The 23398-nt window shown below is 63.5% G+C and carries 24 protein-coding genes and 6 pseudogenes; 17 read left to right on the forward strand and 13 right to left on the reverse strand.

Annotated elements, in window-relative coordinates:
- Positions 1–238: 238 nt before the first annotated feature.
- Complete coding sequence (locus tag ACIBI6_RS00005) at positions 239–1570, reverse strand: hypothetical protein (protein ID WP_396954831.1); 1332 nt, start codon at positions 1568–1570, stop codon at positions 239–241.
- Between the two features lie 373 nt (positions 1571–1943).
- Here ACIBI6_RS00005 and ACIBI6_RS00010 point away from each other — a divergent pair, with 373 nt between their 5' ends.
- From ACIBI6_RS00010 to ACIBI6_RS00020, 3 genes are all read left to right on the forward strand, one after another.
- Positions 1944–2540: a hypothetical protein gene (locus ACIBI6_RS00010; protein ID WP_396954832.1), complete on the forward strand. Its 597-nt coding sequence runs from the start codon at positions 1944–1946 to the stop codon at positions 2538–2540.
- A 469-nt stretch (positions 2541–3009) separates the two neighbouring features.
- Positions 3010–3378 carry a hypothetical protein gene (locus ACIBI6_RS00015; RefSeq protein WP_396954833.1) on the forward strand — a complete coding sequence of 123 codons (369 nt, stop codon included), beginning with the start codon at positions 3010–3012 and terminating at the stop codon, positions 3376–3378.
- 296 nt (positions 3379–3674) lie between these two features.
- Complete coding sequence (locus ACIBI6_RS00020; RefSeq protein WP_364354499.1) at positions 3675–4619, forward strand: YihY/virulence factor BrkB family protein; 945 nt, start codon at positions 3675–3677, stop codon at positions 4617–4619.
- A gap of 11 nt (positions 4620–4630) precedes the next feature.
- Here the strand turns inward: ACIBI6_RS00020 and ACIBI6_RS00025 are convergent, their stop codons facing one another.
- The 3 genes and pseudogenes from ACIBI6_RS00025 to ACIBI6_RS00035 all read right to left on the reverse strand — a co-directional run bounded on the left by ACIBI6_RS00025 (position 4631) and on the right by ACIBI6_RS00035 (position 6139).
- Positions 4631–5035, reverse strand: coding sequence for a LapA family protein (locus tag ACIBI6_RS00025; RefSeq protein WP_396954834.1), 405 nt, complete (start codon positions 5033–5035; stop codon positions 4631–4633).
- 184 nt (positions 5036–5219) lie between these two features.
- Positions 5220–5423: a cold-shock protein gene (locus ACIBI6_RS00030; RefSeq protein WP_194815528.1), complete on the reverse strand. Its 204-nt coding sequence runs from the start codon at positions 5421–5423 to the stop codon at positions 5220–5222.
- 233 nt (positions 5424–5656) lie between these two features.
- Positions 5657–6139, reverse strand: a pseudogene (locus tag ACIBI6_RS00035) (CAP family protein).
- Positions 6140–6709: 570 nt separating this feature from the next.
- On the opposite strand from ACIBI6_RS00035, the pseudogene ACIBI6_RS00040 reads away from it, so the two are divergent.
- The 6 genes and pseudogenes from ACIBI6_RS00040 to ACIBI6_RS00065 all read left to right on the forward strand — a co-directional run.
- Positions 6710–7055, forward strand: a pseudogene (locus ACIBI6_RS00040) (reverse transcriptase domain-containing protein); the annotation flags it as partial.
- 96 nt (positions 7056–7151) lie between these two features.
- Complete coding sequence (locus tag ACIBI6_RS00045; protein WP_396955246.1) at positions 7152–7592, forward strand: TY-Chap domain-containing protein; 441 nt, start codon at positions 7152–7154, stop codon at positions 7590–7592.
- 458 nt (positions 7593–8050) lie between these two features.
- Positions 8051–8329 carry a helix-turn-helix transcriptional regulator gene (locus ACIBI6_RS00050; protein ID WP_364354586.1) on the forward strand — a complete coding sequence of 93 codons (279 nt, stop codon included), beginning with the start codon at positions 8051–8053 and terminating at the stop codon, positions 8327–8329.
- Positions 8326–8862 (forward strand): hypothetical protein, encoded by a 537-nt coding sequence (locus ACIBI6_RS00055; RefSeq protein WP_396954835.1) that lies wholly within the window; start codon positions 8326–8328, stop codon positions 8860–8862. The genes ACIBI6_RS00050 and ACIBI6_RS00055 overlap by 4 nt, the downstream gene beginning before the upstream one ends.
- On the forward strand, positions 8862–9530 hold the full coding sequence (locus ACIBI6_RS00060) for a GPP34 family phosphoprotein (protein WP_396954836.1): 669 nt from the start codon (positions 8862–8864) through the stop codon (positions 9528–9530). The genes ACIBI6_RS00055 and ACIBI6_RS00060 overlap by 1 nt, the downstream gene beginning before the upstream one ends.
- Before the next feature lie 161 nt (positions 9531–9691).
- Positions 9692–9838, forward strand: a complete 147-nt coding sequence (locus ACIBI6_RS00065) for a hypothetical protein (RefSeq protein ID WP_364354483.1) — start codon at positions 9692–9694, stop codon at positions 9836–9838.
- Positions 9839–9840: 2 nt separating this feature from the next.
- On the opposite strand, the pseudogene ACIBI6_RS00070 reads toward ACIBI6_RS00065, so the two are convergent.
- Positions 9841–9993: pseudogene (locus tag ACIBI6_RS00070) on the reverse strand (Tn3 family transposase); the annotation flags it as partial.
- 32 nt (positions 9994–10025) lie between these two features.
- On the opposite strand from ACIBI6_RS00070, the gene ACIBI6_RS00075 reads away from it, so the two are divergent.
- Complete coding sequence (locus ACIBI6_RS00075; RefSeq protein ID WP_396954837.1) at positions 10026–10265, forward strand: hypothetical protein; 240 nt, start codon at positions 10026–10028, stop codon at positions 10263–10265.
- A 3-nt stretch (positions 10266–10268) separates the two neighbouring features.
- Here the strand turns inward: ACIBI6_RS00075 and ACIBI6_RS00080 are convergent.
- Positions 10269–10507: pseudogene (locus ACIBI6_RS00080) on the reverse strand (PadR family transcriptional regulator); the annotation flags it as partial.
- Positions 10508–10628: 121 nt separating this feature from the next.
- On the opposite strand from ACIBI6_RS00080, the pseudogene ACIBI6_RS00085 reads away from it, so the two are divergent.
- Together ACIBI6_RS00085 and ACIBI6_RS00090 are read left to right on the forward strand one after the other, a co-directional pair.
- Positions 10629–11035: pseudogene (locus tag ACIBI6_RS00085) on the forward strand (nuclear transport factor 2 family protein).
- Between the two features lie 141 nt (positions 11036–11176).
- Complete coding sequence (locus ACIBI6_RS00090) at positions 11177–13012, forward strand: acyl-CoA dehydrogenase (protein WP_396954838.1); 1836 nt, start codon at positions 11177–11179, stop codon at positions 13010–13012.
- A gap of 183 nt (positions 13013–13195) precedes the next feature.
- Here ACIBI6_RS00090 and ACIBI6_RS00095 read toward each other — a convergent pair whose 3' ends face one another.
- Entirely contained in the window at positions 13196–14137 is a 942-nt protein-coding gene (locus tag ACIBI6_RS00095) for a ketopantoate reductase family protein (protein WP_396954839.1), read from the reverse strand.
- A gap of 14 nt (positions 14138–14151) precedes the next feature.
- Complete coding sequence (locus ACIBI6_RS00100; protein WP_396954840.1) at positions 14152–15762, reverse strand: MFS transporter; 1611 nt, start codon at positions 15760–15762, stop codon at positions 14152–14154.
- 824 nt (positions 15763–16586) lie between these two features.
- On the opposite strand from ACIBI6_RS00100, the pseudogene ACIBI6_RS00105 reads away from it, so the two are divergent.
- Both ACIBI6_RS00105 and ACIBI6_RS00110 read left to right on the forward strand, forming a co-directional pair.
- Positions 16587–17015 (forward strand): annotated as a pseudogene (locus tag ACIBI6_RS00105) (transposase); the annotation flags it as partial.
- Between the two features lie 130 nt (positions 17016–17145).
- Positions 17146–17526: an IS110 family transposase gene (locus ACIBI6_RS00110; RefSeq protein ID WP_364354468.1), complete on the forward strand. Its 381-nt coding sequence runs from the start codon at positions 17146–17148 to the stop codon at positions 17524–17526.
- 34 nt (positions 17527–17560) lie between these two features.
- Here the strand turns inward: ACIBI6_RS00110 and ACIBI6_RS00115 are convergent, their stop codons facing one another.
- Positions 17561–17776, reverse strand: coding sequence for a hypothetical protein (locus ACIBI6_RS00115; RefSeq protein WP_396954841.1), 216 nt, complete (start codon positions 17774–17776; stop codon positions 17561–17563).
- Between the two features lie 343 nt (positions 17777–18119).
- On the opposite strand from ACIBI6_RS00115, the gene ACIBI6_RS00120 reads away from it, so the two are divergent.
- Positions 18120–18524, forward strand: coding sequence for a spore-associated protein A (locus ACIBI6_RS00120; RefSeq protein ID WP_364354465.1), 405 nt, complete (start codon positions 18120–18122; stop codon positions 18522–18524).
- A 784-nt stretch (positions 18525–19308) separates the two neighbouring features.
- On the opposite strand, the gene ACIBI6_RS00125 is transcribed toward ACIBI6_RS00120, so the two are convergent.
- Together ACIBI6_RS00125 and ACIBI6_RS00130 are read right to left on the reverse strand one after the other, a co-directional pair.
- A complete protein-coding gene (locus ACIBI6_RS00125; RefSeq protein WP_396954842.1) occupies positions 19309–19638 on the reverse strand; it encodes a hypothetical protein in 330 nt (109 codons plus the stop codon).
- Between the two features lie 122 nt (positions 19639–19760).
- A complete protein-coding gene (locus tag ACIBI6_RS00130) occupies positions 19761–19949 on the reverse strand; it encodes a hypothetical protein (protein WP_364354462.1) in 189 nt (62 codons plus the stop codon).
- A gap of 91 nt (positions 19950–20040) precedes the next feature.
- Here ACIBI6_RS00130 and ACIBI6_RS00135 point away from each other — a divergent pair, with 91 nt between their 5' ends.
- Positions 20041–20211 carry a hypothetical protein gene (locus ACIBI6_RS00135; protein WP_396954843.1) on the forward strand — a complete coding sequence of 57 codons (171 nt, stop codon included), beginning with the start codon at positions 20041–20043 and terminating at the stop codon, positions 20209–20211.
- A gap of 189 nt (positions 20212–20400) precedes the next feature.
- Positions 20401–21705, forward strand: coding sequence for a cytochrome P450 (locus ACIBI6_RS00140; protein WP_396954844.1), 1305 nt, complete (start codon positions 20401–20403; stop codon positions 21703–21705).
- Positions 21706–21899: 194 nt separating this feature from the next.
- Here the strand turns inward: ACIBI6_RS00140 and ACIBI6_RS00145 are convergent, their stop codons facing one another.
- Complete coding sequence (locus ACIBI6_RS00145) at positions 21900–22088, reverse strand: IPT/TIG domain-containing protein (protein WP_364354453.1); 189 nt, start codon at positions 22086–22088, stop codon at positions 21900–21902.
- A 442-nt stretch (positions 22089–22530) separates the two neighbouring features.
- Positions 22531–22848 carry a hypothetical protein gene (locus ACIBI6_RS00150; protein ID WP_396954845.1) on the reverse strand — a complete coding sequence of 106 codons (318 nt, stop codon included), beginning with the start codon at positions 22846–22848 and terminating at the stop codon, positions 22531–22533.
- Positions 22849–23398 lie beyond the last annotated feature (550 nt).

The following is a 23398-nucleotide window of genomic DNA, read 5'->3' on the forward strand; positions in this document are numbered from 1 at the left end:
CCCCGGGGACGCCGTCTCATGTCAGTCCTCGAAGGACAAGCGACGAAAGCGTTCCCCGGAGGTCCCGGCCATGAAAGAAGGTAGTGCTATCAGCGGATATGAACAGCCCCAGGTCGGGCGCATGGCCGCCTCGAGCGCGCACCGTGCGTGACGTGCGACGATGGCCAGCGGTGATACCTGGGGGTCAGGTGGTCGCAGGTTCAAATCCTGTCAGCCCGACACATGAAACCCCTTCCGATCAGCATCGGAAGGGGTTTTCTCGTTCCGCGACACGCCGTGGGATTCGAACCGAGCCAGTCAAAATCTCATACTTTCGGCTCGCGTCCACGTGCCCAGGCCTCGAGCACGGCCCTGTTGTCGGGCACGGTCTCGGGCACGTCGATGTAGTGGTCTTGGCGACCTCACGGGTGTTGCCCAACTGGCGGGCCGCGCGTTCGGGATCTCCGGAAGCGTGATCGACCGCGGTGGCCACGCCTTTGCGGAAGGTGCGAGGGGTCACCCAGGCGAATTCGCTGCCGCGTGCGGCGCGCCAAATGCGGCCGAAGTTGTTGGGATTGCGTACCGACCCGTTGCGCGCGGGAAACAACAGCCGGTCAGGGTTGGGGCAATCGGTGACCTCGAGGTCCTTGATCGCCTCGCGCACGGCTTCGACGGTGTGCTCGGGCAACAGGATCCGCCGCCACCCGTTGTCGGACTTCGGTGCGGGTTTTCGCACCCAGCCGCCCGCGCCGGCACCCTTGACCTCCACTAAGGTGCCAGTGACATCGAGGTAGGGGTCGCTGGCATCGAGGTCTATGTCATCGAGCAGTAGCGCGAATACCTCGTGCGGGCGCATCCCGGTTCCGGTGATCACATCCACCACCCAGACCACCGTCCAATCCCGCGCCGGTCCGCGTGTATAGGCAGGTGTGCCGGGGATGGCCTCACCGCGTGCCCACGCCCGTACCTGGGCTCGGAACTGCGGCAGCGCGGTGTGGTCTTGTACCTTGCCTCGGGCCGGGTTCCGACGGCGCACGAAAGCGCCGACCCCATCCACAGGGTTTGTCTCCAGTGCGCCGTGACGGACTGCGATCTGCATCATTGCCCGCAGAATGATCTTGTGCTGCTTGGCCTTCCGACGCAGCCCGAGCGCGACCAGCCGTTTGAGGTGCCGATCGATCTCCCCGGAAGTGGCCTGCCATACCTGCAGGTTCCCGACCGAGTTCTCGATCTTGATCGTCGCCCGGTTGGCGCGACGATCCCTGGACACATAGACCTCGCGTCGATAATCCTCGATGTTGCCCTCGGTATAGGCGTCGTCGTTGCTCAACTCGAGCAGTAGTTCCGCGGCCAGATCGATCAGCTTGGTCGTTCGGGTGATCCGCCCGTAGCCGATCTGTTCCCGATGATCTCGCATCGCCTCGGCCAGGCGATTGCGCGCTTCGTCGGCACTTTCCCCGACGCGTTCGAGCTGCACCCGACCAGCGGCGCCGTAGAAGTACACCGTGGTGCGCCAGCGTCCGTTCTTCTGCTTCTTCGGCTTCGTCGGTGTGCCGAAGGTTCCTACGGGCTTGGGGATTCTGCCGCCCAATTCTGCTTTCCTCCTTCGGTACTCGGTATGTGGATTCTTGGGGTGTTGCGCGTTGTCGAGTCGTGGACCTAGGCGGCCCTGGCAGGTGCTCGGTGGAGTGTGTGAGATGGCTTCGTCGGACGGGTGGATTCGGCCGAGGTGGGTAGCGATGCCCAGCGGTGACGAGTCTCGAAGGTCAGCGGCCCGGTTTCAAGACCCAAAAGTTTGCTAATTAATAGCTGTTAACGGCAATGTTCAGCCCGGTCGGAACTCCCAACCGCCATTTGCTAGATATTTGCCTGCGGTGAGGGGATGATCGGTTCAGGGGGAGTCGAGTTCGGGGGATACGCGGAGTCAGGGTAGGTCTCACATACGCCCCTAGGAAGGGGAAACGATGGCAAAACCCACCACGTCCGGTCTGCTCTCGCCGGAGGAGCTCCAGGCTATCCTCGCCGCCGTTCATGCTCACGAGCGAGCGCGGATGGAATCCATCGCGGCCGGCCACGACGCACAACAGCCCTACCAGTTGCCTGCTCAGCTGCCCAGCACCCAGCTGGACCAGATTCCCGGCCTGCTTCTGGATGCCCTCGTCGCATCCGGCACCAAGCCCATGCAGGCCCAGCTCGAGACCGCTCTCGACGGCGTCTTCCCGGCCGCCCAGCAACGCGCGAACGACCAGATGAGCCCAGACGACTTCGCCGACCTGCTGGACAAACAACTGGCGGACGACGAGGTCCAGTTCGACAGCGCGACCGACCAGCTGAAATCGGCGTTGTTACAGATCGCTATAGCGCATCCGGAGTTGCAGGGCGTCAGCCTGAACCTGTTGCGCGATTTCGTGGGCTTCGCTATGGGCATCTGGAGCGAGGTCGCCGCTGTGTTCGACGGGTTGAAGGGCAGCCGGTTCCCGGGCCTCTATCCCAGCCTGCCCGAGTTGTTCCAATCCTGGCAGAATAGGGTCGAGGACTTCCCGAACAGCCTGTCGAGCTGAGCGGCCGCCACGGCGAGTTCCGCCGCTGACCACACCTGCTGCACTACCACCTCTCAGGGCCCTGGGCCGGCTTTTCATCAGCGGGTAGAGCAACCAGGAGGCGAGGAGCATCCACGCGGAATCCGGCGCCTACGATCTACCGCAGATAGTGAATCTGCGCATCAACCTCGGCCATGTCGAGGAGCACTTTCACAGCCGCCGCGAGCTTTCTGGCAGTGCGCGACACCTGCGGGTAGCGGCGCAGCTGAGCCCATCTTGACGGGGCACAGCCCCTGTGGGGTAGCACTGGTGTCCGGAGGGGGTATTGACCAGTACGCCAACCTCCTGCAACACCGAAAATTGCTGGTCATCGGCAAATAGCAGGTGGCGTGACGGTTCTGGTCCGGTTGCCGCAGGTTCGTGCCCCCGGCAGGGCGCGGCGAACATCGGAACGCAGACGACGAGCGCGTCCTCGGCGGCGAATTGGCTGTTGAAGCAGATTTCGCGGTTGTCGACGAGCTGGTGGCCGCGAGCTTGGAACGTATCGCCCCGGACTACTCAGGGCGCCCTGCTGCCTGCCGAGGGCGTCGGGTCGCCGCGTGAGCGGATCCTGCATGTTTTCGAACGGTTGGAATACCTGGAACCGGTCCAAGACTTTCGGGGCTGCCCCTATGTCGCGGCGGCGGTTCAACTCAAATCGCCCCAGCATCCCGCCAGCCGGGTCGCTCGCCGACAGAAGGACGGTCTGACCTCGTTCTTCCAACACGAGGCCGAACGCGGTGGTGCACCCGACCCCGGCCTGCTCGCCCGGCAGCTGACCCTCATTTTCGATGGAGTCAGTGCTCGATCGGTTGTCTAACCCCATGCCCTCGACGGCCTCGCCGTCGCCACCGCCACCACACTCCTCGATGTCGCAGGCGTCGATAATTCCTTGCCGGACAACGGTATTGGTCAAGACGCGATCGTCGCAGACACTCCTGCGCGGTAGCGAGCTGTGTAGAAACGTGGTGATCGATCGGCTCGAAGGTTCGCGGCCGAGCCCGTACACGTCTGCGCCACCGGGGATGGATCGAAGTGCAGCGGGTGTATCAGCAAGCGGCCGTGTGTTTTCGGTGAGGGTGTCTGGGTATCCGGTGCTGGCCGGGAGGTGGGTGGATGGCTGTTGAGCGGGTGTCGGGCCCGATGGATCTTCGATGGAGGTCTTGGCGTGGTGCGCTGTGGCGCACGATCGGTGCGGTCTGGTCGGACAAGCTCACGGATTGGGCTGCGGCGCTGACCTATTACAGTGTGCTGTCGCTTTTTCCGGGGCTGATGCTGCTCATTGCGGTTCTCGGCATGCTGGGCTCCAGCTCGACGGATTCGCTGATCGACACCGTTGAGCAGGTCGGACCGGGTAGTGGTACAGCACTTTTGGTCGATGCGATCAAGAATCTGCAGAGTGCGCGTTCGCTGTCGGGGCCCTTGGCGGTGGCGGGGTTGGCTGTCGCGGTGTGGACGGCCTCCGCCTACCTCGGCGCTTTCATTCGCGCTGCGAACTCGATCTATGAGATCGATGAGGGTCGTGCGATGTGGAAGACGTCGCTATTGCGGCTGGGAATGACCGTGGTGATGCTGGTCGTTGTCGCGGCATGCACGGTGGGGGTGGTCGCTACCGGAGCGGTGGCTCGCGAGGTCGGCGGGTGGCTCGGTATCGGCTCGGCGGGTGTCCGCGTGTGGGATGTGCTCAAGTGGCCTGTGTTGGCTGTGCTGGTGAGTTTGGTGTGTGCGCTGCTCTATTGGGCCGCACCGAATGTTCGACACCCTGGGTTCCGTTGGCTGACACCGGGAAGTGTGCTCGCGGTAATTCTCTGGGCCATTGCCTCAGCCGGATTCGCGGTCTATGTCGCGAATTTCGGCTCCTTCAACAAGGTTTATGGCTCATTGGCCGCTGCGGTGGTCTTCCTGGTGTGGGTGTGGATCACGAATCTCGCTGTGCTGATGGGAGCGGCGTTCGATGCCGAACTAGCGCGTGGGCGCGGCATCGAGCAAGGACGGTCACCGGATGCGACGCCGTTCCTACCGGCGCGCGACGAACCCGAACCAGGAGACGCCGCCGCGTGACGAGCAGTCGTTCACGGCGTGTTCGCGTTCCATTTTTGCAGGCGTGCGCCGCTTTTCCGGGACCGGACCAGCTTGTTGAATGCTTGGCGGAGCTGGATGATTCGGATTCCTCCTGCCACGGCCATGACCAGTAGCCCGACGACGGCGGCGACCAGGATCGCGACCCCGATCGGCAGTGAAATGCCACCCAAGGAAGCCGAGCCGAACGAACGCTGGTCGTGTTCTGAACTACGAAAATCAGGAGCACGATCAGGAATGCGCCGCCAGCGGCCAGGCTCACCCAGATGCTGCCCGCTCTGGTGCGGGAAACCCTGGTCGGCGGCGGCAGCGGGGGCTGGTCGGAGGCGACGGTGTGCGCGGTGCTTCGTCGCGCTCAGGACGTAAGGACGGTTTACCTTGCTCGGCAGACTCCACAATGCTCTCCTCAGTTCGCGACATCAGCGGAACATCGGGCGTTGTGCGCCGCTCTCATGCGGGCTTCCGCTCTAGCGGAGTAGCCCAACTGTCACTTCCGAACCAATCCCGGAGTCGGCCGCCGCCACACGAACGAGAAAAGGCTCCGCACCTCAATGGTACGGAGCCTCTACCAAGTCACGCTGATCAGATAGCGCGGACGTCCTGCGCCTGCGGACCCTTCTGGCCCTGGCCTACCTCGAACTCCACGCGCTGGCCCTCGTCGAGGGACTTGAAACCCGCCCCGCCGATAGCCGAGTAATGCACGAAGACGTCAGGGCCGCCTCCGTCTTGAGCGATAAAGCCGAAGCCTTTTTCACCGTTGAACCACTTCACACTGCCTTGAGCCATGTTGTTTACTACTTCTTTTCTGTAGGTGAGCCGTGCAGACCACTTCGATCCACCCAGTCTCAACCGACAACTATGCCACAACCCGCACGATCGCGCGCCCGGGCTCACAGCCGATGGGCCAGGCCCGCCTGCCCTCGACTACCCGAGGGCCCAGCGACCGAGCTCTATCCGCCGGGCACCACGCCCGACGGCCGGATCCGCAATCCCTTGTGCCGGTTCGTCTCGGCCCGCAGCTATACCGGGCGACCGACGTTCTGCTCGAACTGCCCCTGGAAATTCCCCGCCGGGCTGTATCGGGCCACTACATATACGGTGGCCGAGGTACCAGAGATGGTGCCTTTTCGACAGTTGACCGCAGCTGCGGTGACCTGTTTGGTGGACTTCCACACCACCTGGGTGAAGTGCCCGGTCGCGCCGGAAAAGACCGGGTTGTTGTAGTTGTCCTTGGAGGATTCCGCCATCCAGGACGCGAGCGCTTTCTTGATGGCGCCAGCGGTGTCCTGGCCGTTGTAGAACTAGAGGTTCTCCCCGTACTTCCCACCGGAATTGGAGTGCTGGAACTTGCATGTGCTGGCCCACTGGAGGGTGCCCGGGTACAGGGCATCGCTCCAGGTCAGTGGCGGCGCACCGTACTGGGCCCGCACCTTGTTGTGTGCGGTCAGAACTTCGTTTTTTGAAGGCGGGGGTCGGGCCCGCCGCCTGCGCCGGAACGGCACTCGCGATCGATCCGCCGATCACGGCAGCCACGGCGACAACGATCGCGGCGCAGGAGTTCCGCACCGGAGTCCCCCGTCTGCGAAGGCTCGGTCGCTCGAGTCGGCGAAGGGTGAGGAATTTCAGGAGTTCGCGCATACACATCTCCAATTCAGCGGTGTCGAGATCTTTGGAACGGACCGCCTCCGATCCCGGCGCGAGTCCGCGAGTAGCACCGTTGATTTGGTGCCGGCGTATCCGAGGATTGACGATTCACAGACACGAATGCCGCAGGTAGGGCGGGTTCACCTTGGGTCGGAGCCGAGCACCTGCCCGCGTCCATCTGAGCTGCTGCGCGGCGCGCGTTCGACCGTCGCGGCGAGCTACCCGACCGAACATCCGCTCATGCCGAGAAGTGCGCATCCAGCGGGTACGCGCTCAAGGTGGGCAGACCCCGAATCGTCAGAGCGCGTTTCGATGCTCACCAGGGTGCCAACCGCTAACGGCAAGTTTGAGTTTCACCCATCGGCCGTCGGGTGGTGAGCGACAATCGCTAGGCCAGACGTCGAGTGCGATCAAGCACTGAGGAGACCGAACCGATTTTCGAGGCCGACTTCGAGCCGGTCTCCTACGGGTTCCGGCCCCAACCGGCGGGCCCAGGACGCGATTGCCGAGATCCACTACTACGGCACCCGTGGTTACCGCTGGGTGCTGGATGCGGATATCGAGGCGTGCTCCGACCGGATCGACCACACGGCCCTGATGGACCGAGTTCGATTGCGGGTCAGGGACAAACGCGTCCTGATGCTGGTCAAGGCGTTCCTGAAAGCCGGGATCTTCACCGAGCTCGGCGAGCATCAGGACACGATGACCGGCACCCCGCAGGGCGGCATAGTCTCGCCGCTGTTGGCCAGGATGTCGTTGGTGCCCAAGGAAGAAACCGAGAGGGCCGAGCACCGCGCCTGCGAGTGGGGCGATCGCGACTACGTCGCCGCCGAGGTCGGTGTTTGGGTCGCCGAATTCGACAACGGTGGTATGTGGAACGGATATTCTCCCGGAGGCAAGCTGGCTCCGGACTGGGATACCTTCCAGGAGTGGGCAACCGATACGCTCCGCACTCTCGAGTCCGACCTCACGATCCTCGATATGGATCTGTCGTTCCTCATGACCCCGGTACATGGTGACGCGAGGAGTATTCAAGTCTTCATCGAACCCGGGAGGATCCATGCCGTCGCGTCTCAACCGCACTACATGGACCGGGAGATCCTTGGCTCCCTCGGGTGGCAGACGGGGAACGGCGACGCCTGGTTCGCGGTTCGTGAAGCACCGAGCCACGAGGATGTGCAGTACCTGGCCGATCTCATCACCACCACCTTGCGCGCCTACGGGCTGGAGTTGAACCAGATCGAATACTCCACGACCTGCAGGTACTCAGACTGGGTCAACCTACTGGGCTTGGGTTTGGGCCACCTCTGATCGTTCCCTCGCACCGCTCGACGGAAATTGACGGGCAGGAATCTTCCGGGCAGCCGCCCGCCTGCCGGAACTGATGAACGTCGGCATGAGGCGCGGTGCCGGTATTTCATCGGGTCCGTTTCCTCATGCCGCGTTCCTGAACCGGACGTGCCAGTTTCCCGGCATCCGGCTCTCCGGCAACCATCGCAGCCGAAGCTGCGCTGGATGTCCGATCCCGTTACGGCTCTCCGCATTTCGCGTACCTCCCGGCTCCCGGACATCCTGCGCGAAGCCCTGCTGCGGTGCTGCATCTGAGCACCGGGGGTAGCCGCAGTATCGACAAGACAGCGAAATGCTGGTCAGAGAACATTCGTGAGCATCTCGCAAGGCCCTCGCGGCTATCGACGCCTTCGCAGTTCAGCGTCAACGGGCTGCTTCCACCATTGACGAAATGTTGGGTTTATGCAACAGTTTGTTGTGTGACTCCCATGAGGCGTGGGAAAAATCTTCCCATTTACAACCGCATCGGGGTATTACGTGCCGAGCGGAGAATGAGCCGGGCCCAGCTTGCCGAGGCGATCGAGGTGAATCCGCAGACGGTCGGGGCGCTGGAACGGGGCGATCACTATCCGAGCCTCGATCTGGCGCTGCGGATCTGCGATGTGTTCGGCTTGCCGGTCGAGGCGGTGTTCTCGCGAAAGGAATTCGCGCCGCTGTCCACGGCGGTCTACCGGAACGACGGAGGGGATATTCGATGACGCACCCGAATCTGCTGGAGCGCTACCAGGCTCGCCGGACACGCCGGTTCGAGTTCTACGCCGAGCGCTGGGCCCATATGTTGCCGCGGTGGCGGACGCGTCGCCGCCGCCGGCTGCTAGTGGTGGCCCTCGCGACGATGTTCCTGGCTCTGGCGGTCGTCGCGGTGCTGATCGCGTGCGGTCTGGAGCGGGGACCTCTGCTGTGGGCGCCGGTCTGTCTGCTGTTCTTTCCGCTGTGGATATCGCTGCAGCTCGTCTCGGGACGCCAAGCCGACGCGCCCCTCGGCGCTCTGGACGAATGGGAGATCGAGCAGCGCAACGCGGCTCGCTCGGTGGGGCTCACCCTCACACAGACGCTGGCGATGATTCCTGCGATCTGGCTGATCGTCGTGGGCGGATTCACCGACCTCGACAATATCCAGGCGGCCTACGCGGGCGGGGTAATGCTGCTGACCGCGCTGCTCGTCGGCGCCTGCACCCCGACCATGATCCTGGCCTGGACCCGGCCCGACGCGGAACCGGAGGACGAGTGATGAACCTGCTCACCGGAGACGTGATGCTGCTGCTTCTCGACGAACGTACTGGGCACTCGATGGCCGACAGCACCCGTACCCCAAGGATTCTCGCCGGAGCAGTGCTGCTGGACCTGATCGACGCCGGGGCAATCCGGCTGGCCGGGCCGGGCAACGAGGCGAAACCGGGCCGGATCGTGGTGAGCGCGAACAAGAGTGCCGATCCGATACTGGGCGACGCGCTCGCCAGGATCGAGGCGGCTCGTTCGATGAAACCCCGAGCTGCGATTGAGAAACTGTCGAAGGGGTTGCAGCCGAAGGTGTTGCACCGGCTAGCGGACGAGGGCCTGGTACGCGTCGAACACCACCGGGCACTGGGCATCTTTCCCCGGACCGCCTGGATGCCGAGGGGGCACCGCAAGGAACTCCGGGACCGGCTGACACCGCCGTTCGCACACCCTGACGCCCCTGTCGAGCCTCGCGCCGCCGCCTTGATCTCGCTGTTGTCGGCGGCCGACGCGGTGCCGAAGATCTTCCCCGACCGCGACCGCCGAGTGGTGACGCAGCGGGCCAAGGAGATCGCCGCCGGGAACTGGGCCTCGAAGGCGGCCAGGGACGCGGTGCAGGCGGTCGACGCGGCGCTCACTGCCGCCGTCGTGGTGAGTGCCGTGGCAACGGGCTCAGCGTAGGTTCCGGGTACAGGGACCGAGACCGCCGAAGCCAGTCCGATCGGCGGCTGGCTGCCGCCCAATCATCTCGACCGCAGTCTGCTGCTTTACGGCCCGCTCGGGACAAGTTGCTGCCTGGGCTCTTTCCGACTGCTCAGCACTCCCAACCGGCGCATCGGCCAGTGGAAGCACCGCCCGACGGCACCGTCACCACCCTCGATCAAGTCGAGGCGCGCGCACCCCTGCTCGCGGGACTCATAGGCTGGTCCCGACTCACGCTCGAAGCCAACTTCACTGCTTTCCTGGACGCCATCGACGCCGCCCTGTGAACGCGACATAGAAAGACCGTCTTCTGGGCACGGCCGAGCTCGATCATCGCCTGATATGTCGGATGGTTGGCGTTGGCCTTCATGAACCTGCGCAGGATCGCCTCCGTCGAGGCGGTGCCGGTGCGGATCGGGGTCGCGTACTTCACCATCTGGTCCTACTTCCTTGCTCGACGACGCGATCCACGCCATGAGCTCGGCCGCAGGCGACGGCGCCAACATCGCCCTACGCGACGCCGCCGCCCTCACCACGACATTGACCGGTGCAGCCGCCCGCCGCCCGCTGCACGCCGCCTTGCGCGACTACGAACAGACCATGGTGCCGCGGTCGAGGAAAGCGAGCACGGCGAGGCGACCGAGCTCGTCGGAGGCGGCGGTGATGGCTCCTCGGCACCGCAGTCCTGCCCCGAATACGCAAGGCCTGGACTGATCACCGTTGTAGAGCTGCTCGCCCTGCCGCGGTGATCGCGTGCAGGCGCTTGTGGGGCGGCGCTCCTGTTCGACCCGCGTCTCGATGAGCCCGTCGGCGGCCATCTTCTCGAGTTCCTTGTACAGCTGCTGTGGCGTCGACATCCAGAAGTTTGCGACCGAGGCATCGAAGCCTTTGGCCAGGTCGTATCCAGACGCCTCTCCCTCGAGAAGTGCGGCCAGCACCGCGTTGCGTAGCGGCATCGGGTCAGGCTATCACGAAGCTTGTCTAATCAATTAGTTGTCTATTAATGGTCTGGACATGGAGGCAATACGCGGCTACGGTTCCTCTCAATACTCAACTAATTGTCTATAGGAGGTGTTCATGCATCCGTTCCGTGAAGCGGTCGAGGCCCGCGATACCGCGGCCAACGAGGCGCTGCTGGCCGACGACGTCGTGTTCACGAGCCCGGTGGCTCACAGGCCGTACCGGTAAGACGCTCACCGCGGGGATTCTGCGCGCGGTGATCGAAGTCTTCGAGGATTTCGTCTACGTGCGTCAGATCGAGTCCGAAGACGGCCACGAGCACGCCTTTCGAGGCCGCCGTCGACGGCAAACAAATCACCGGTTGCGACTTCTTGCATTTCGATGACGACGGCAAGATCGATGACTTCATGGTGATGGTGCGTCCGGTCTCGGCGGCGCAGGCGCTGGCAATGCGCATGGGGCAAAAGTTCGACATCAAAGCTGAGGCCACCGCATCGCTCCTGCAGGAGACGACCGACGTCTGAGTCGAGGGCGAGCGTCGATCTCGCTCACCTGATCGCAGCCGCTCGGCACGGCCGTCGAGCTGCCAGGCTTCTCCTTCGCGAGCCGTCGGCAAGCAGTTTCACAAAGTTATTCGGTGCCGCAGTGCACCACGAAAGGTTCCCATGGGTCACTACAAAAGCAATGTCCGCGACCTCGAGTTCAATCTGTTCGAGGTGCTCGGCCTCGACGCGATCCTGCGATCCGGTGACTTCGCGGGCTTGGACTCCGACACTGTTCGCGCCATGCTCACCGAAGCGGCGCGCCAGGCTGAAGGGCCGGTGGCCGAATCGTTCTCGGACGCGGACCGCCATCCTCCGGTCTTCGACCCGGTGACCCATACGGTCGCTATACCGGACGGCTTCAAGAAGTCGGTGCGGGTCTGGCAGGACTCGGAGTGGTTCCTGCTCGGGATGCACAAAGACCTCGGGGGTTCTGCGGCGCCGTGGCCGGTGACCTGGGCGCTCAACGAGCTTCTGCTCGGGGCCAATCCCGGCGTGTTCTTCTACATGCTGGGGCCGGTGATGGCCGATGTGCTCTACCGCGTCGGCAACGACGAGCAGAAGCGGTGGGCGAAGCTCGCGGTCGACCGCCGGTGGGGCGGGACGATGGTGCTGACCGAGCCGGACGCGGGCTCCGATGTCGGCGCCGGCCGCACGACGGCGTACCAGCAGGACGACGGCAGCTGGCATATCGACGGTGTCAAGCGTTTCATCACCGGCGCCGAGTCGGACGACTTGGCGGAGAACATCTTTCATCTGGTCCTTGCGCGTCCCGAGGGAGCCGGGCCGGGCACCAAGGGATTGAGTTTGTTCTTCGTGCCGAAGTTCCATTTCGACCCGGCAACCGGAGAACTCGGCGACCGCAACGGGGTGTTCGTCACCAATGTCGAGCACAAGATGGGGCTCAAGGTTTCGGCAACCTGTGAACTGACATTCGGCGGTCACGGTATCCCGGCCAAGGGCTGGCTGGTCGGTGACGTGCACAGTGGAATCGCCCAGATGTTCAAGGTGATCGAGAACGCACGCATGTCTGTCGGCACGAAAGCGATCTCGACACTGTCCACCGGATACCTCAACGCCCTCGACTACGCGAAGTTCCGCGTGCAGGGCCCGGATCTGACCCGGATGACCGACAAGACCGCGCCACGAGTGGCGATCATTCGACACCCCGACGTGCGCCGCAGCCTGATGATGCAGAAGGCCTACGCCGAAGGACTGCGCGCACTGTACATGTACACCGCCGCGCACCAAGATCCGGTCAGCGCGGCACAGGTTTCCGGCGCGAAACCGGACATGGCCCGGCGCGTGAATGATCTGCTGCTGCCGGTGGTGAAGGGGGTCGGCTCCGAGCGGGCCTACCAGTACCTGACCGAATCGTTGCAGACTTTCGGTGGTTCCGGGTTCCTACAGGATTACCCGATCGAACAGTACATTCGTGACTCGAAGATCGATTCCCTCTACGAGGGCACCACTGCGATCCAGGCCATGGACTTCTTCTTCCGCAAGATCGCCCGCGACCAGGGCGTCGCCTTGGCCCATCTGCAGGCCGCGATCTCGGACTTCCTCGAATCCGACAGCGCGGACCCACGCCTGGCAGGCCTGCGCATCAGCTTGGCGACGGCACTCGGACATGTCCAGGCGATGACCGAAAGCCTTTTCGCTTACCTGATGGCTGCCCAGGAACGACCGGAGGAGCTCTACAAAATCGGCCTCGCATCGGTGCGATTCCTGATGGCGTTCGGCGACCTGTTGATCGGGTGGCGGTTGCTCGAGCAAGCCGAAATAGCCCGCACGGCCCTGGACGGCCGACCCTCCGACCTTGATCGCGAATTCTATGAGGGCAAGGTCGCCGTGGCCGACTTCTTCGCGACAACCGTCCTTCCAGACCTCGCCGCGGCCAGACAAGTGGTGGCGTCGGTGCAATCCAATCTGATGGAGCTTTCCGACGGGGCGTTCTGAGGCTCACCCGCAGAGTTGATCGCTGCAGAGAACGCCGGCAATGATTGGGGGGATGAATCATCCCGGCATTTCCGGAGATTTTGATGTTCCCCGGGTTTCTCGGAGTCAGCGATCTATCCACGGCGCACCGTGCCTCGCGACCGCATCCACGCTCTGCGAGGTCTCCTACGGCATGGTGGCAGTCTATGTGCCTACGACTATCGTTCTCGGGGTCAGGGTCGCGGCATGCACACGAAGCCTGACCGTCGCCGCACGAAGGAGCGGTGTCTCGATCTCCAGCCGGCCAGCGGTCGTCAGAAGATCGCCGAGGATCGTCTCGACCTCGGTGCCTCTCCCGTCCAGGAAGTCTCGGTAGAGGGAGGTCGTGAATTGTGAGCCGGGGGTGGTCAGCGTCGTGGTCACGCGTGCGATTGCTTCGGCTCGGACGGGGTGGCCGGATCGTTCGAAGACTACGGCGGTTTCGTCGATGATCGCGGTGATCGCCGCCGAGCCATCGTCTTCGGCGACGATCCGGCCGACCGGTCCGCCGAGCAGGACGGTCGTGATTGCGCCGGCGGCCATGAAGAACCATTTCTCCCACATGTCCTGCTCGATCGTCGACGAGATGGTGTGTTCGATCTCGGCGGCCGAGAGTTCCGCTGCGATCTGGTCCAGAACCGGAGTTCGGCTTCCGTCGAGCTCGCCGTATGTGATGTGCGCACCGGGGGCGAGCATCAGAATCCGCCCTCGCGCGTCCAGTTGAGTTGCGACGATACCGACGCCGCCAAGGGCTGCCCGTTCACCGAAGCGCTCGCGAATTGTTTCGATGTGACGAATGCCGTTGAGCAGCGGAAGGATCCTCGTGTGCTCCGCCACGGCGTGCGCGATGTCGTCCAGAGCCGGCAGCAGTGCGCCTGCCTTCACCGCCAGCAGCACCAGATCGTAGGGCTCGGTGAGTTCAGCGGCTGTCAGCGCACGAACCCGCGTGGTCGTGGCCCCTTGCGGTCGCATGAGAGTCAATCCATGCGTTCGGAGCTGAGCGACGCGCTGGCCGCGTGCCAGAAAGTTTACGTCGCGCCCAGCGGCGACGAGTTCAGCGCCGAAATATCCGCCTACCGCGCCGACGCCGACGATAAGGATTCGCATGGGTCGCTTCTCTCCTATGGCGCGAAAGACTTTCCGGTCCCAGGATGGGAAGTCTTCGCGGTATCAGTGTTCGTTGGTTCGGCCGGCCGGTGGCGAATGAACAACACGGTGGGTATCACGATGGCGGCAATTATGGTGGCGGTGACCAGGGCGCTCAGGTGGGATGCGTCGGTGAAGGCCCGTCGGGCGCTGTCTGCGACGAGTGATGCGAGTTCTGTTGGGAGACGGGCGGAATCGTGGTTGCCGCGCTGTGCCGCGTCGACCACGGAGTCGATCGTCTGCTGCGGGAGATGGTGCTCGGTCAGCCGCTCGCCGAGTCCGTCGCTAAATTTGGTGGTCAGGATGGTTCCGGTCACGCTGGCGCCGAGCACGTTTCCGAGTTGCCGGAACATGTTGACCATCGCGCTGGCCATCCCTGCCTGGGACCGGTGGACGCTGATGACCGCGGCTGCGGTGGAGGGGGCTACGAGCAGTCCGGTCCCGATGCCGACAATGATGAGACCCGGCCACAGTCGGGAAGAATCCGGGCCTGCCTCGATCGCGCGTAGCGCGAAGATCCCTGCGGCCATGACGATCAAGCCGACCGTCAATATGACCTTGAAACCGATCCTGTGCGCGATTTTGCCGGCGAGGGCGCTGATGAGGATGAACGGCACGAACATGGCGAGCGCGCGGACACCCGCACCGAGCGGGGTGACACCCTGGACGTGCTGGCAGTAGAGGACCACGAGCAGGGATGTGCCGGTGAAGCCGAACATGGTGGTCGCGGCCACGGCCATGACCATGGTGAATGAACCCGATCGGAAGAGCTTGATGTCGATCATCGGATCGTGGTGCCGAGACTCGTACCAGGCGAAGATGACCAGCGAGACCGCGAAAGTGGTGTAGGCGCAAAGGATTGCAGTCGAGAAGTAGCCGAGTGTCTTGCCCTCGATAATGGCGAAAGCCAATGAGGCGACAGCGATCGTGCCCAGCATGAGGCCCACGGGGTCGAGCTTGCGGTCCGGTTGGCGACTTGCAGGCACGAAGAGAACGGCGCCGAGGAAGGCGATAACTCCGAGCACCATGTTGGTGACAAAGATCGAGTGCCAGGAATAGTGCTCCAGCAGCACGCCGGTCACGATCGGCCCGACGGCTAAGCCGAGGCCCGAGCTGCCCGCCCAGATGCTGACGGCCTCGGTGCGCTCGCGTGGGTCGGCGAACGTATGTGCCAGCACCGCCAGGCTGCTGGGCAGGATGGCCGCACCGCCGATACCGATGATCGCCTGGCCGACGATCAGCAATGCTGTGTCGTTCGCAGCGAAGGCGACGACGCTCCCACCGGTGAAGAGCACGGCGCCGACCATGAAGATGACGCTGCGGCCCACGATATCGGCCAGTGTCCCGGCCGCCAGGATCAGGCTTGCGACGATGAGGCTGTAAGTACTTGTGATCCATACAGTTTCAGTCGGTGACGCGTGCAGCTCGTCCTGGATCCGGGCTAGGCCGGTGATCGTCGAGGACACGTTGACGAAGGCCGTCATCGAGCCCAGGCAGAGCACCGCCAGTGTGAACCAGCGTCTGATGTTCTGGCCCGATCGCCGCTCCCGCCTTCGTTCGACAAGAATCTCGATTTCTGCAACCACGAGTGTGTTCCTTTGCTCGAACTTCTGAGGAACGAAGTCGGGCTCGACGATAGCATGCTGACTATAGTAAGAAATAGTCAGACGGATCGCTGATCCCGGTCCCACCGAAACGCGGCGGCTCGAGCGAGCACGAGGCACGCCAGTAGCAGGTCCGGCTGCACCCCGCAGGGAGAACTAGATCAGGAGGCAACAGACGCCGAAGGGGTGTGCGCGCTTGCCTCTGCGGCTAATGCGGCATCGAGCAGTACCTCTGCGGCCGTGCGCGCCTGTGCTGCTGATTCCTTGAAGATCGAATGCATCTGCGCGCTGACGAAGACACCATTCATCAGCTGGCCGGCAAGAGAACAACGATGCCATCGTCGAGACAACCGTCGGCACCATGGTCTCCATTCGCGACAAGATCGACATGGGAAAGAGGCTCACCCCGGGAGTGTCCCCGCGAGTGTGACGCATCGCTGGTAGTGATATTCGGGGACAACGATTCCCAGTTCCATCTCCAGATACAGCGGCCCGTTCCCGTGGAAGCGCGGATCGGGTTTGTAGCTGTAATTCCAGACGTGATGCGGGTGATCACAGGAATCGCAATCCCCGCCGACACGCGCAGATCAACGTGTGTCTTTCGAAGGACCCGTCGGTCCGTCCGTGCCGGTGGTGCGGCCCGTTCCGCGGCAGCGCCCACCAGCCTGCACGGGGTTGTGACCTGATAGGAGCATGTCGCGCCGATACCGCCGTCCCCTGACTGGCCTGTCCAACCCCTCTTCGAGCAGGTCGACGACCGGAAGGACAGCAACGAGTTGACGACGGCCACACAGCAACCGATCTTCGTGGGGGTCGATACCCACGCCGACACCCATCATGTAGCGATCGTCGACGAACACGGCAAGAAGCCGACAGATCGCGAATTCCCCACGACCGCAGCCGGTTACGCAGGGATCGAAACTTGGCTCCGCTCATGCGGTGAGGTTGTTCGCGTCGGTGTCGAGGGCACCGGCTCCTATGGCGCGGAATTGACCCGCTATCTTCGCCGACCGGGTTACGACGTCGCCGAGGTGCCGCGGCCGAATAGACAGCTGCGCCGCACGCAGGGCAAGATCGACATGATCGATGCCTACGCCGCCGCGCGCCGGCTGCTCGACGGATCCGATGCCACGCCGCCGAAGAACCGCGATGGCGCCATCGAAGCCGTCCGTGCGTTGCGCGTGGCCCGCAATAACGCCGTCAAGGCCGTTACCGCCGCGCTCAACACACTGCGATCATTGATCACAACCAGCCCGGAAATTTTTCGTAACCAATTGCGTTCGCTCTCCCGCGCCAAACTGATCGCGACCTGCGCCGGGTTCCGGCCTGACTGCCTGCCTCACCGATCCGGTGCAGGCGACCAAAATGGCCCTGCGCTCGCTCGCGCAACGCGTTCTCGACTGCCAGGTCCACGCCGACCAACTGAAAAAGCACCTCGGCGACTTGCTCGAGCGGGTAGCTCCCCACACCATGCAGCTCTTCGCCCTCGGACCGGATACCGCTGCCGCCCTTGTTATTTCGACTGGCGACAACCCGGATCGACTCAAATCCGAGGCATCATTCGCCCGCCTTTGCGGCGTCGTGCCGATCCCGGCATCTTCGGGGAAGACCAACCGGCACCGCCTCCACCGTGGCCGAGACAGGCAGGCCAACCAGGCCCTGCACACCGCCGTCATCGTCCGGCTGCGATACCACCAGGACACGAAAACCTATGCGGCACATACCGCGACCGTCAGCAGCTCATGATCAGCGATCCGACAAAAGCCAACACGCAACGGATTCAGGCCCCGGTCGGCCGGTAACGGGAGTAGGTGCCTGCCGCGACCAGGCCGGTCGACAACCAGACATGCACTGCGGCGGCGGGTACGGCGACACCGATGACGAACGTCAGCCACAGGGCGCCCGTACCGTATCCGATCAGGACTTCCCGGGTTGTGGACGTGGGCTTGATGTAGCACCAGTGCCCGAAAAGTATTGGGCTTCTGCTCCTGCCCACTCTGTCCAGCCCCTCCTTGATCGGATCCGCGCCGAGACAGATCGTCGGTCGGCCCGCACGGCGGATGGTGACAGCATCCCTGCTGGGATCGCAGATCGCGACGACAAACTACTGACGCAGATGGAATCACTCTCGGGCGGTGCGAGTCGGTTGCGGTCGTCCGATGCTTCCACGGACAGCCAGAGGGGAACGGGAAAATTTCGAAACAGAGTGAACCATCATGTGGTGCACAGCGTTTCTTCTGGTAAGCCGTCGACGGTGTGTCAATAGCGTCGAGCGCTGTTCGGAGATCTTGCGCTACCCGCGTACGCGAGACTGCACGTCAAGAAGAAGAGGTTTCTACGTGATCAACGCCAAGAAGACAATTGCCGTGTGTGCGAGCGTAATCGGAATCACTGCCGGGATGGCGGTATTCCTCCCAGCGACGGCATCCGCGGCCACCTACGGTGGTCAGTGCGGTAAGGGATATGACGTGATCGATTCGCACGACATCGTCGGTGGCACCGCCTTTCTGACCTTCAACGGTAAGAACAATTGCGTTGTCACCGTCCGGGACCGGCCGGGGAAACCTGTGCGGATGGGCGCCGGGCTCCGGCGGTCAGGGGATAGTCGCGCCGTAGTCGTCGACGACGCTGAATACACCGAGTTCGCGGGTCCGGTGAAGGTCGAGGCAAAGGGCGATTGCATCGACTGGGGCGGCCTCATCGGTGATGACGAGTGGCAGGTATTCAAAGTGCACTGCGGCTGAACGGCACGTGCCCGTACCTGCTCATATCAGGCCGGTACGGGCTCGTGCGCAGGGGTCTGGCGGCAGCACCGATGCGTACTAGCGCCACACGGACATACTCAATTCGGCATGTGCCTGCGTCGCCGGAGCTGGCTCTGGCAGTGTCCGAGATCGGTTGGCGGACAACCGCTCCACGGGTGTGTGTGAGTGTGCGCTTTGTCGTCCTCGAGCCTGCAGTGAGGCAGCAGTCGGCGAGCAAGAATCATGGCAGGCGTTCACGATGCTGGATGAGGAACTCGACCTGATCGCCGTCGGCGCGGACCACCGGCTTGTTTTCAAGCCGGCGATCCTATCGCCGCCACGTAGCCCTGGCCTCCGAACCCGCACGGCGCCAACGCTTATGTAATCCGTGATCCAAACAATACTGGGTTCAACGCGACGGTCACGAATTCATCGACCAAATGCTTGTACGCCTCCCCAGGCGCGGCCCGGTAGCGGGCGAGCTGGTCCGGCCAGCTCGGCACCGACACGAAACAACACTGGCGGCAACACGATTTCGGCCACCACACCCCGAACAACCCGAACAAATAGCCCTGACACCGTGCACGGGACCAGTTCGCGGTGTGAAGCGGATAGATCGGGTGACGGCGCCCACCCGTCGTGACCGAGGTGTCGCGGGCGATCCGCACGGTCTCCTCGACATTGAACCCGACCGCGTGGATGTAGGGTTGGTGACCCAAATGGGTTGCGCGCCAAGCATCGAGCGGTTGCCCCTTTGCCTTGGCTGAGCACGTGCACTGCCCACTCAGTGTCGGCATGACACCGTTGCGGCGGTGCTCGGCACTGAGCGGGTAGAAGCCGTTTTCGTCCGGTCGGGATGCAGCCGTAGCGGTGTGCGGGTGTCCTGCAAGACCACGATCCCGTCCGCGATGCTCGGACCCGCTCGCGCGACCAGCCGCACCCGACGCTGAGCCAGCAACGGCAGGACATGCTCGGCGACCAGATCGCAAGTGCTCGACCACTCATCGCCGGTCTGGGCGACCATCACGATCAGATTCGACAGATCCTCCCGCAACTGCGGCGGCCGGAACCCCGGATCCAACAACGTCCGCACAACCGCTGCGGTGCTCTCCACCCCGAGACCGTAGGATCAGCAGACCGGCTTCGCGTCGTCATCGAAAAGTGAAGGCAAAGAAAACAATCCATCGACGTCGTCGAACATCGGCGCGCTCCTTTCATCCGCTAGTCCGATCCGGGTCAGGGGTTCCAATCGGCGATCGCGGGTATCGTCGTGCTGGCATTGGCTTCAGCGATGACCTCGGCCATGGACACATCCAGACGGAATCGGTGGCCGATGTTGTGCTCGACCGTGGCGTACTGAGCCGCCAGTTCCGGCTGGAGTTGGGCGGCACGCACGAGCCCGCTGAGAAGATGCGCAGAACACACACGAGGCCCTGGGAAAGCCAGCGGAGTAGGCAGGATGCGGGCGTGTGCCTGCGGCGGCGATGCGTGACCAGACGGTTTCGAGGTTCCGGGAATGGATCGGCGGAGCGCCCGTCGCGGTCCGTGTGTGGCGGGCGCGACCGTGTGGAGTACGAATCCGCTGATGCACCTGTCGGACCGGTTCGAGGCGGTGGTGCGGATGCTGGCGACTGTGGCGACGCTGGCTGCGCTGGATCGCGAGGGCGGTGGGGACGGCGGGCTATAGCGTGGCGGCGGCGCGGATCAGCGCGGACAATGCGTCGAAAGTCGTTGTCACGCGTACCACCGAACGGTGATCCGCACGGTCTGAAGGCCACCTCTTCTGCCACGGCAGGTCTCGAGATCCCACTCCGCCAGCGATGCCTGTGATATTCGTTACGGCCACAGGGACGCGATTCGACGACCGAGGGGCCCGATGAAACCGCATTACGTGTATCGGTGGGTGAACAATCATGGGTTGATCCGCCTGTTCAAGAAGATACCGCTCCGCCGTGGTGATCTGTTCGCTCAGTTGATCGGCAGCGCGAAGGGTATCGAGAATCCGTACGCTCTGATCGAGGAGATGCGCGGGGAGGGTGGGTTGCACCGTGCCGTTCCGGTATGGATCACCTTCGATCACGATATGGTCCGGGAGATACTGCGCGACAACCGTTTCGGTGTCGGTATACCGACCGTGTTCGGTATACCGCAGCCTGTTCTGCGCGCGCTGGAGCGTCGGCCCCTCCCGCCGACCCCTGTCGATCCGCCGTCGATGCTGGTGATCGACCGACCCGAGCACACGCGGATGCGCAAACCGGTCAGCGCGGCCTTTAACCCGCGTGCCGTCGCCCGGCTGCGCGACAGGATCGAGACGGTTACCGAGGAACTGCTCTCGACGCTCCCCGACGACGGGCCCACCGATCTGGTGGCGCGATACGCGGCGCAGGTGCCCATCGCCATCATCTCCGAGATGCTCGGCTTCCCGGACTCTGACCGCGAGATGTTTCTGCGTTGGGGCGATGACATCAGTCCGTTGCTCGACCTTGGAATCTCCTGGCGCACGCACCAGCGGGCGATGGAATCCTCGGAGCGGGTGCACCAGTATCTCGTCGAGCACGTCGAGCGCCTGCGCGCCGAACCCGGCGACGATATTCTCAGCAGCCTGGTCACCGCAGGCGATCTGTCCACCTACGAACTGTGCGCGTCGGCGACCCTGCTGATGGCCGCAGGCTTCGAGACCACGGTCAACCTGATCGGCAAGGGCATCATCTGGCTGCTTCGCCACCCCGATCAGCTGGACCGGTTGCGCGCTGAGCCGGAACTCTGGCCCAATGCGGTAGAGGAGATTCTCCGGATCGATCCGCCGGTGCAGACCACCGCTCGCACCACCCGGACAGCGTTGGAGGTCGGCGGTGTCCGGCTGCGCGCGGGGTCGACGGTGGTGCTATCGCTGGCCGGTGCGAACCGCGACTCTGCCGTGTTCACTGATCCGGCACGTTTCGACATCACCCGGGACAACGCCAAGAATCACCTGTCCTTCAGCAACGGTAGCCATGCGTGCCTGGGCGCCGGTCTGGCCCGTATGGAAGCAGCGCACGCCCTGCGCGCCCTGTTCGAGGCGTTTCCGGACCTGCGATTGACCGATCCGCCTACGCGGCGGCCGCTATTCACCCTGCACGGTTACCAGCACCTTCCTGCACACACCGGTCCGCGCGTCCGCAGCCACCAGCCCATCAGCTGATCTGCGCCTGCAGCGCGTGCTCGCGGCCGGAAAAGGGTTCGTGCGCCGACGATCTGATCGCCGAGCTGACCCAGCTGTCGAGCTACCACACCGACCTAACCGCCCCGGGAACCATGTGGGGTCGGAGCCGAGTCTCGTGCACACGTCCGGGAAGGACGATCGAGGCTCGGCTCCGCCGGATCCGAATGGTGCGGTCAGGCGTAGGTGAAGGGTATCCCGGCCCTTGTGCCGACCGTTGTGGTGACTGTGACTTGCACCGTGCCGGTCCCAGGGGGAGTGACCGCGAGAATCAGCGTGTCGGACAGCACGAGATACAGGGTCGCCGGGGTGGTGCCGAAGGTTACCGCGGTGGCGCCGGAGAATCCGGTGCCGGTGAGAGCCACGGACCCGAGGACGGTGAGACGGCAGTGATAGCAGGCATGATGGTGCCTCCGTGTCGGTCAAGAGGGTGCGCAGTGTGCAACGGGTTGCTCTGCGCTGGGGTCGGCCGACTCTTGCCACGGTGCGGCAATATCCAGTAACGCCCCTGAACCGTCACTGGCGCAAGATATCTCGTGATCCGCTTTGGTTCGCTTTTCCGGATGTGCTGCCGGGCAGCCGAAGCTGGGGATCGACAGCCCTGAACACCGGCGGATCGCTGTCGACATGAGGGCGGGACGATGGAAGCGCGGTCGGTTGCGAAGCAGTGAACACGGGTGTCGGACGCGGATAGGAGAACTCGAGGCCACCTGCCGCGAGATCGGCTCGTTCACGGTCATGATGCGCGGCCTGCGCGGCGAGCAACTCTCCGAGTGGATCGCAGAAGTCCGTGCCGATGCCCCAGTACTACACTCGTTCGTCACCGGCCTCCAACACGACTTCGCGGCCGTGACGGTCGGATTGATGCTGCCGTGGAGCAACCGTCCAACTGACGGCACCGTCAATTAATGAAAGCCCCTCGAGCGCCAGTGCTTCGGCAGGGCGAAGCTGGACTTGCGAAGCGGATTCTGCCCATGCACCCCATGCCGGAGAACAACTGCGGCCGAGTTGATCACACTGTTTGCGCCAGAACCCATCACCGTGGCTGGTGACAACGACACTCCGATCATTGAGCCAGCCACCCCTCCGCACACCCGTCACCGGATGCAACCGCTTGCGCGACATGCAATTAGCTTATAGTGTGCCCGCAGCGCGATGATGGTTCGTACAGCGTTGCCCTTGCCTCAAAGAGAACTTCACACGTCGCCGCTTCCAGCTCAGAGCTGAGCATGCCCGGGACTGTAATGGCCGCGCTCGATGTGTGATGCGCTGGATCGAATTCTACTGAGCATCAACGTATCTAGCATTGCTGGCTGGTGTTGGCATATGGCTGGTGAGCGACCCCCTCGGGGATGTCATCCAGGAAACCGGGCCCGAAACACCACCTCCGACATAGCCCATGGCTATGAAGTCGGTAGACTGCTCGAGGAAGCTGTCAGATAGCTGTTGCATGTGAGCCTGTGTTGCTTTGCCAGATGTTCGAAGTGTCCGACTTTTCAGATTTCGAGATGCTGGGAGACGTCGACAAATGGGAGTTTTGGGGTTCCGTCGCACTAGAACGTCGGCGCCCGAGTTGATTCCAGGCGCGGACTTGGAGAGCCGCACGCTGTGCTGACCGGCGCGCTCCAGATCAGAGATATGGGCGCTGCTTCGACCTAGATGAAGTGCAGATACA

Source organism: Nocardia sp. NPDC050412 (assembly GCF_044458825.1).
Lineage (GTDB): Bacteria > Actinomycetota > Actinomycetes > Mycobacteriales > Mycobacteriaceae > Nocardia.

What these genes read in the sequence shown, in the direction of transcription:
- ACIBI6_RS00060 (WP_396954836.1), top strand. Translation starts at nt 8,862, where the DNA reads ATGAACCTGCTCACCGGAGACGTGATGCTGCTGCTTCTCGACGAACGT.
- ACIBI6_RS00140 (WP_396954844.1), top strand. Translation starts at nt 20,401, where the DNA reads ATGAAACCGCATTACGTGTATCGGTGGGTGAACAATCATGGGTTGATC.
- ACIBI6_RS00075 (WP_396954837.1), top strand. Translation starts at nt 10,026, where the DNA reads ATGAGCTCGGCCGCAGGCGACGGCGCCAACATCGCCCTACGCGACGCC.
- ACIBI6_RS00020 (WP_364354499.1), top strand. Translation starts at nt 3,675, where the DNA reads ATGGCTGTTGAGCGGGTGTCGGGCCCGATGGATCTTCGATGGAGGTCT.
- ACIBI6_RS00110 (WP_364354468.1), top strand. Translation starts at nt 17,146, where the DNA reads ATGGCCCTGCGCTCGCTCGCGCAACGCGTTCTCGACTGCCAGGTCCAC.
- ACIBI6_RS00095 (WP_396954839.1), bottom strand. Translation starts at nt 14,137, where the DNA reads ATGCGAATCCTTATCGTCGGCGTCGGCGCGGTAGGCGGATATTTCGGC.
- ACIBI6_RS00135 (WP_396954843.1), top strand. Translation starts at nt 20,041, where the DNA reads ATGGATCGGCGGAGCGCCCGTCGCGGTCCGTGTGTGGCGGGCGCGACC.
- ACIBI6_RS00045 (WP_396955246.1), top strand. Translation starts at nt 7,152, where the DNA reads ATGTGGAACGGATATTCTCCCGGAGGCAAGCTGGCTCCGGACTGGGAT.
- ACIBI6_RS00030 (WP_194815528.1), bottom strand. Translation starts at nt 5,423, where the DNA reads ATGGCTCAAGGCAGTGTGAAGTGGTTCAACGGTGAAAAAGGCTTCGGC.
- ACIBI6_RS00150 (WP_396954845.1), bottom strand. Translation starts at nt 22,848, where the DNA reads ATGTCGCGCAAGCGGTTGCATCCGGTGACGGGTGTGCGGAGGGGTGGC.
- ACIBI6_RS00055 (WP_396954835.1), top strand. Translation starts at nt 8,326, where the DNA reads ATGACGCACCCGAATCTGCTGGAGCGCTACCAGGCTCGCCGGACACGC.
- ACIBI6_RS00010 (WP_396954832.1), top strand. Translation starts at nt 1,944, where the DNA reads ATGGCAAAACCCACCACGTCCGGTCTGCTCTCGCCGGAGGAGCTCCAG.
- ACIBI6_RS00090 (WP_396954838.1), top strand. Translation starts at nt 11,177, where the DNA reads ATGGGTCACTACAAAAGCAATGTCCGCGACCTCGAGTTCAATCTGTTC.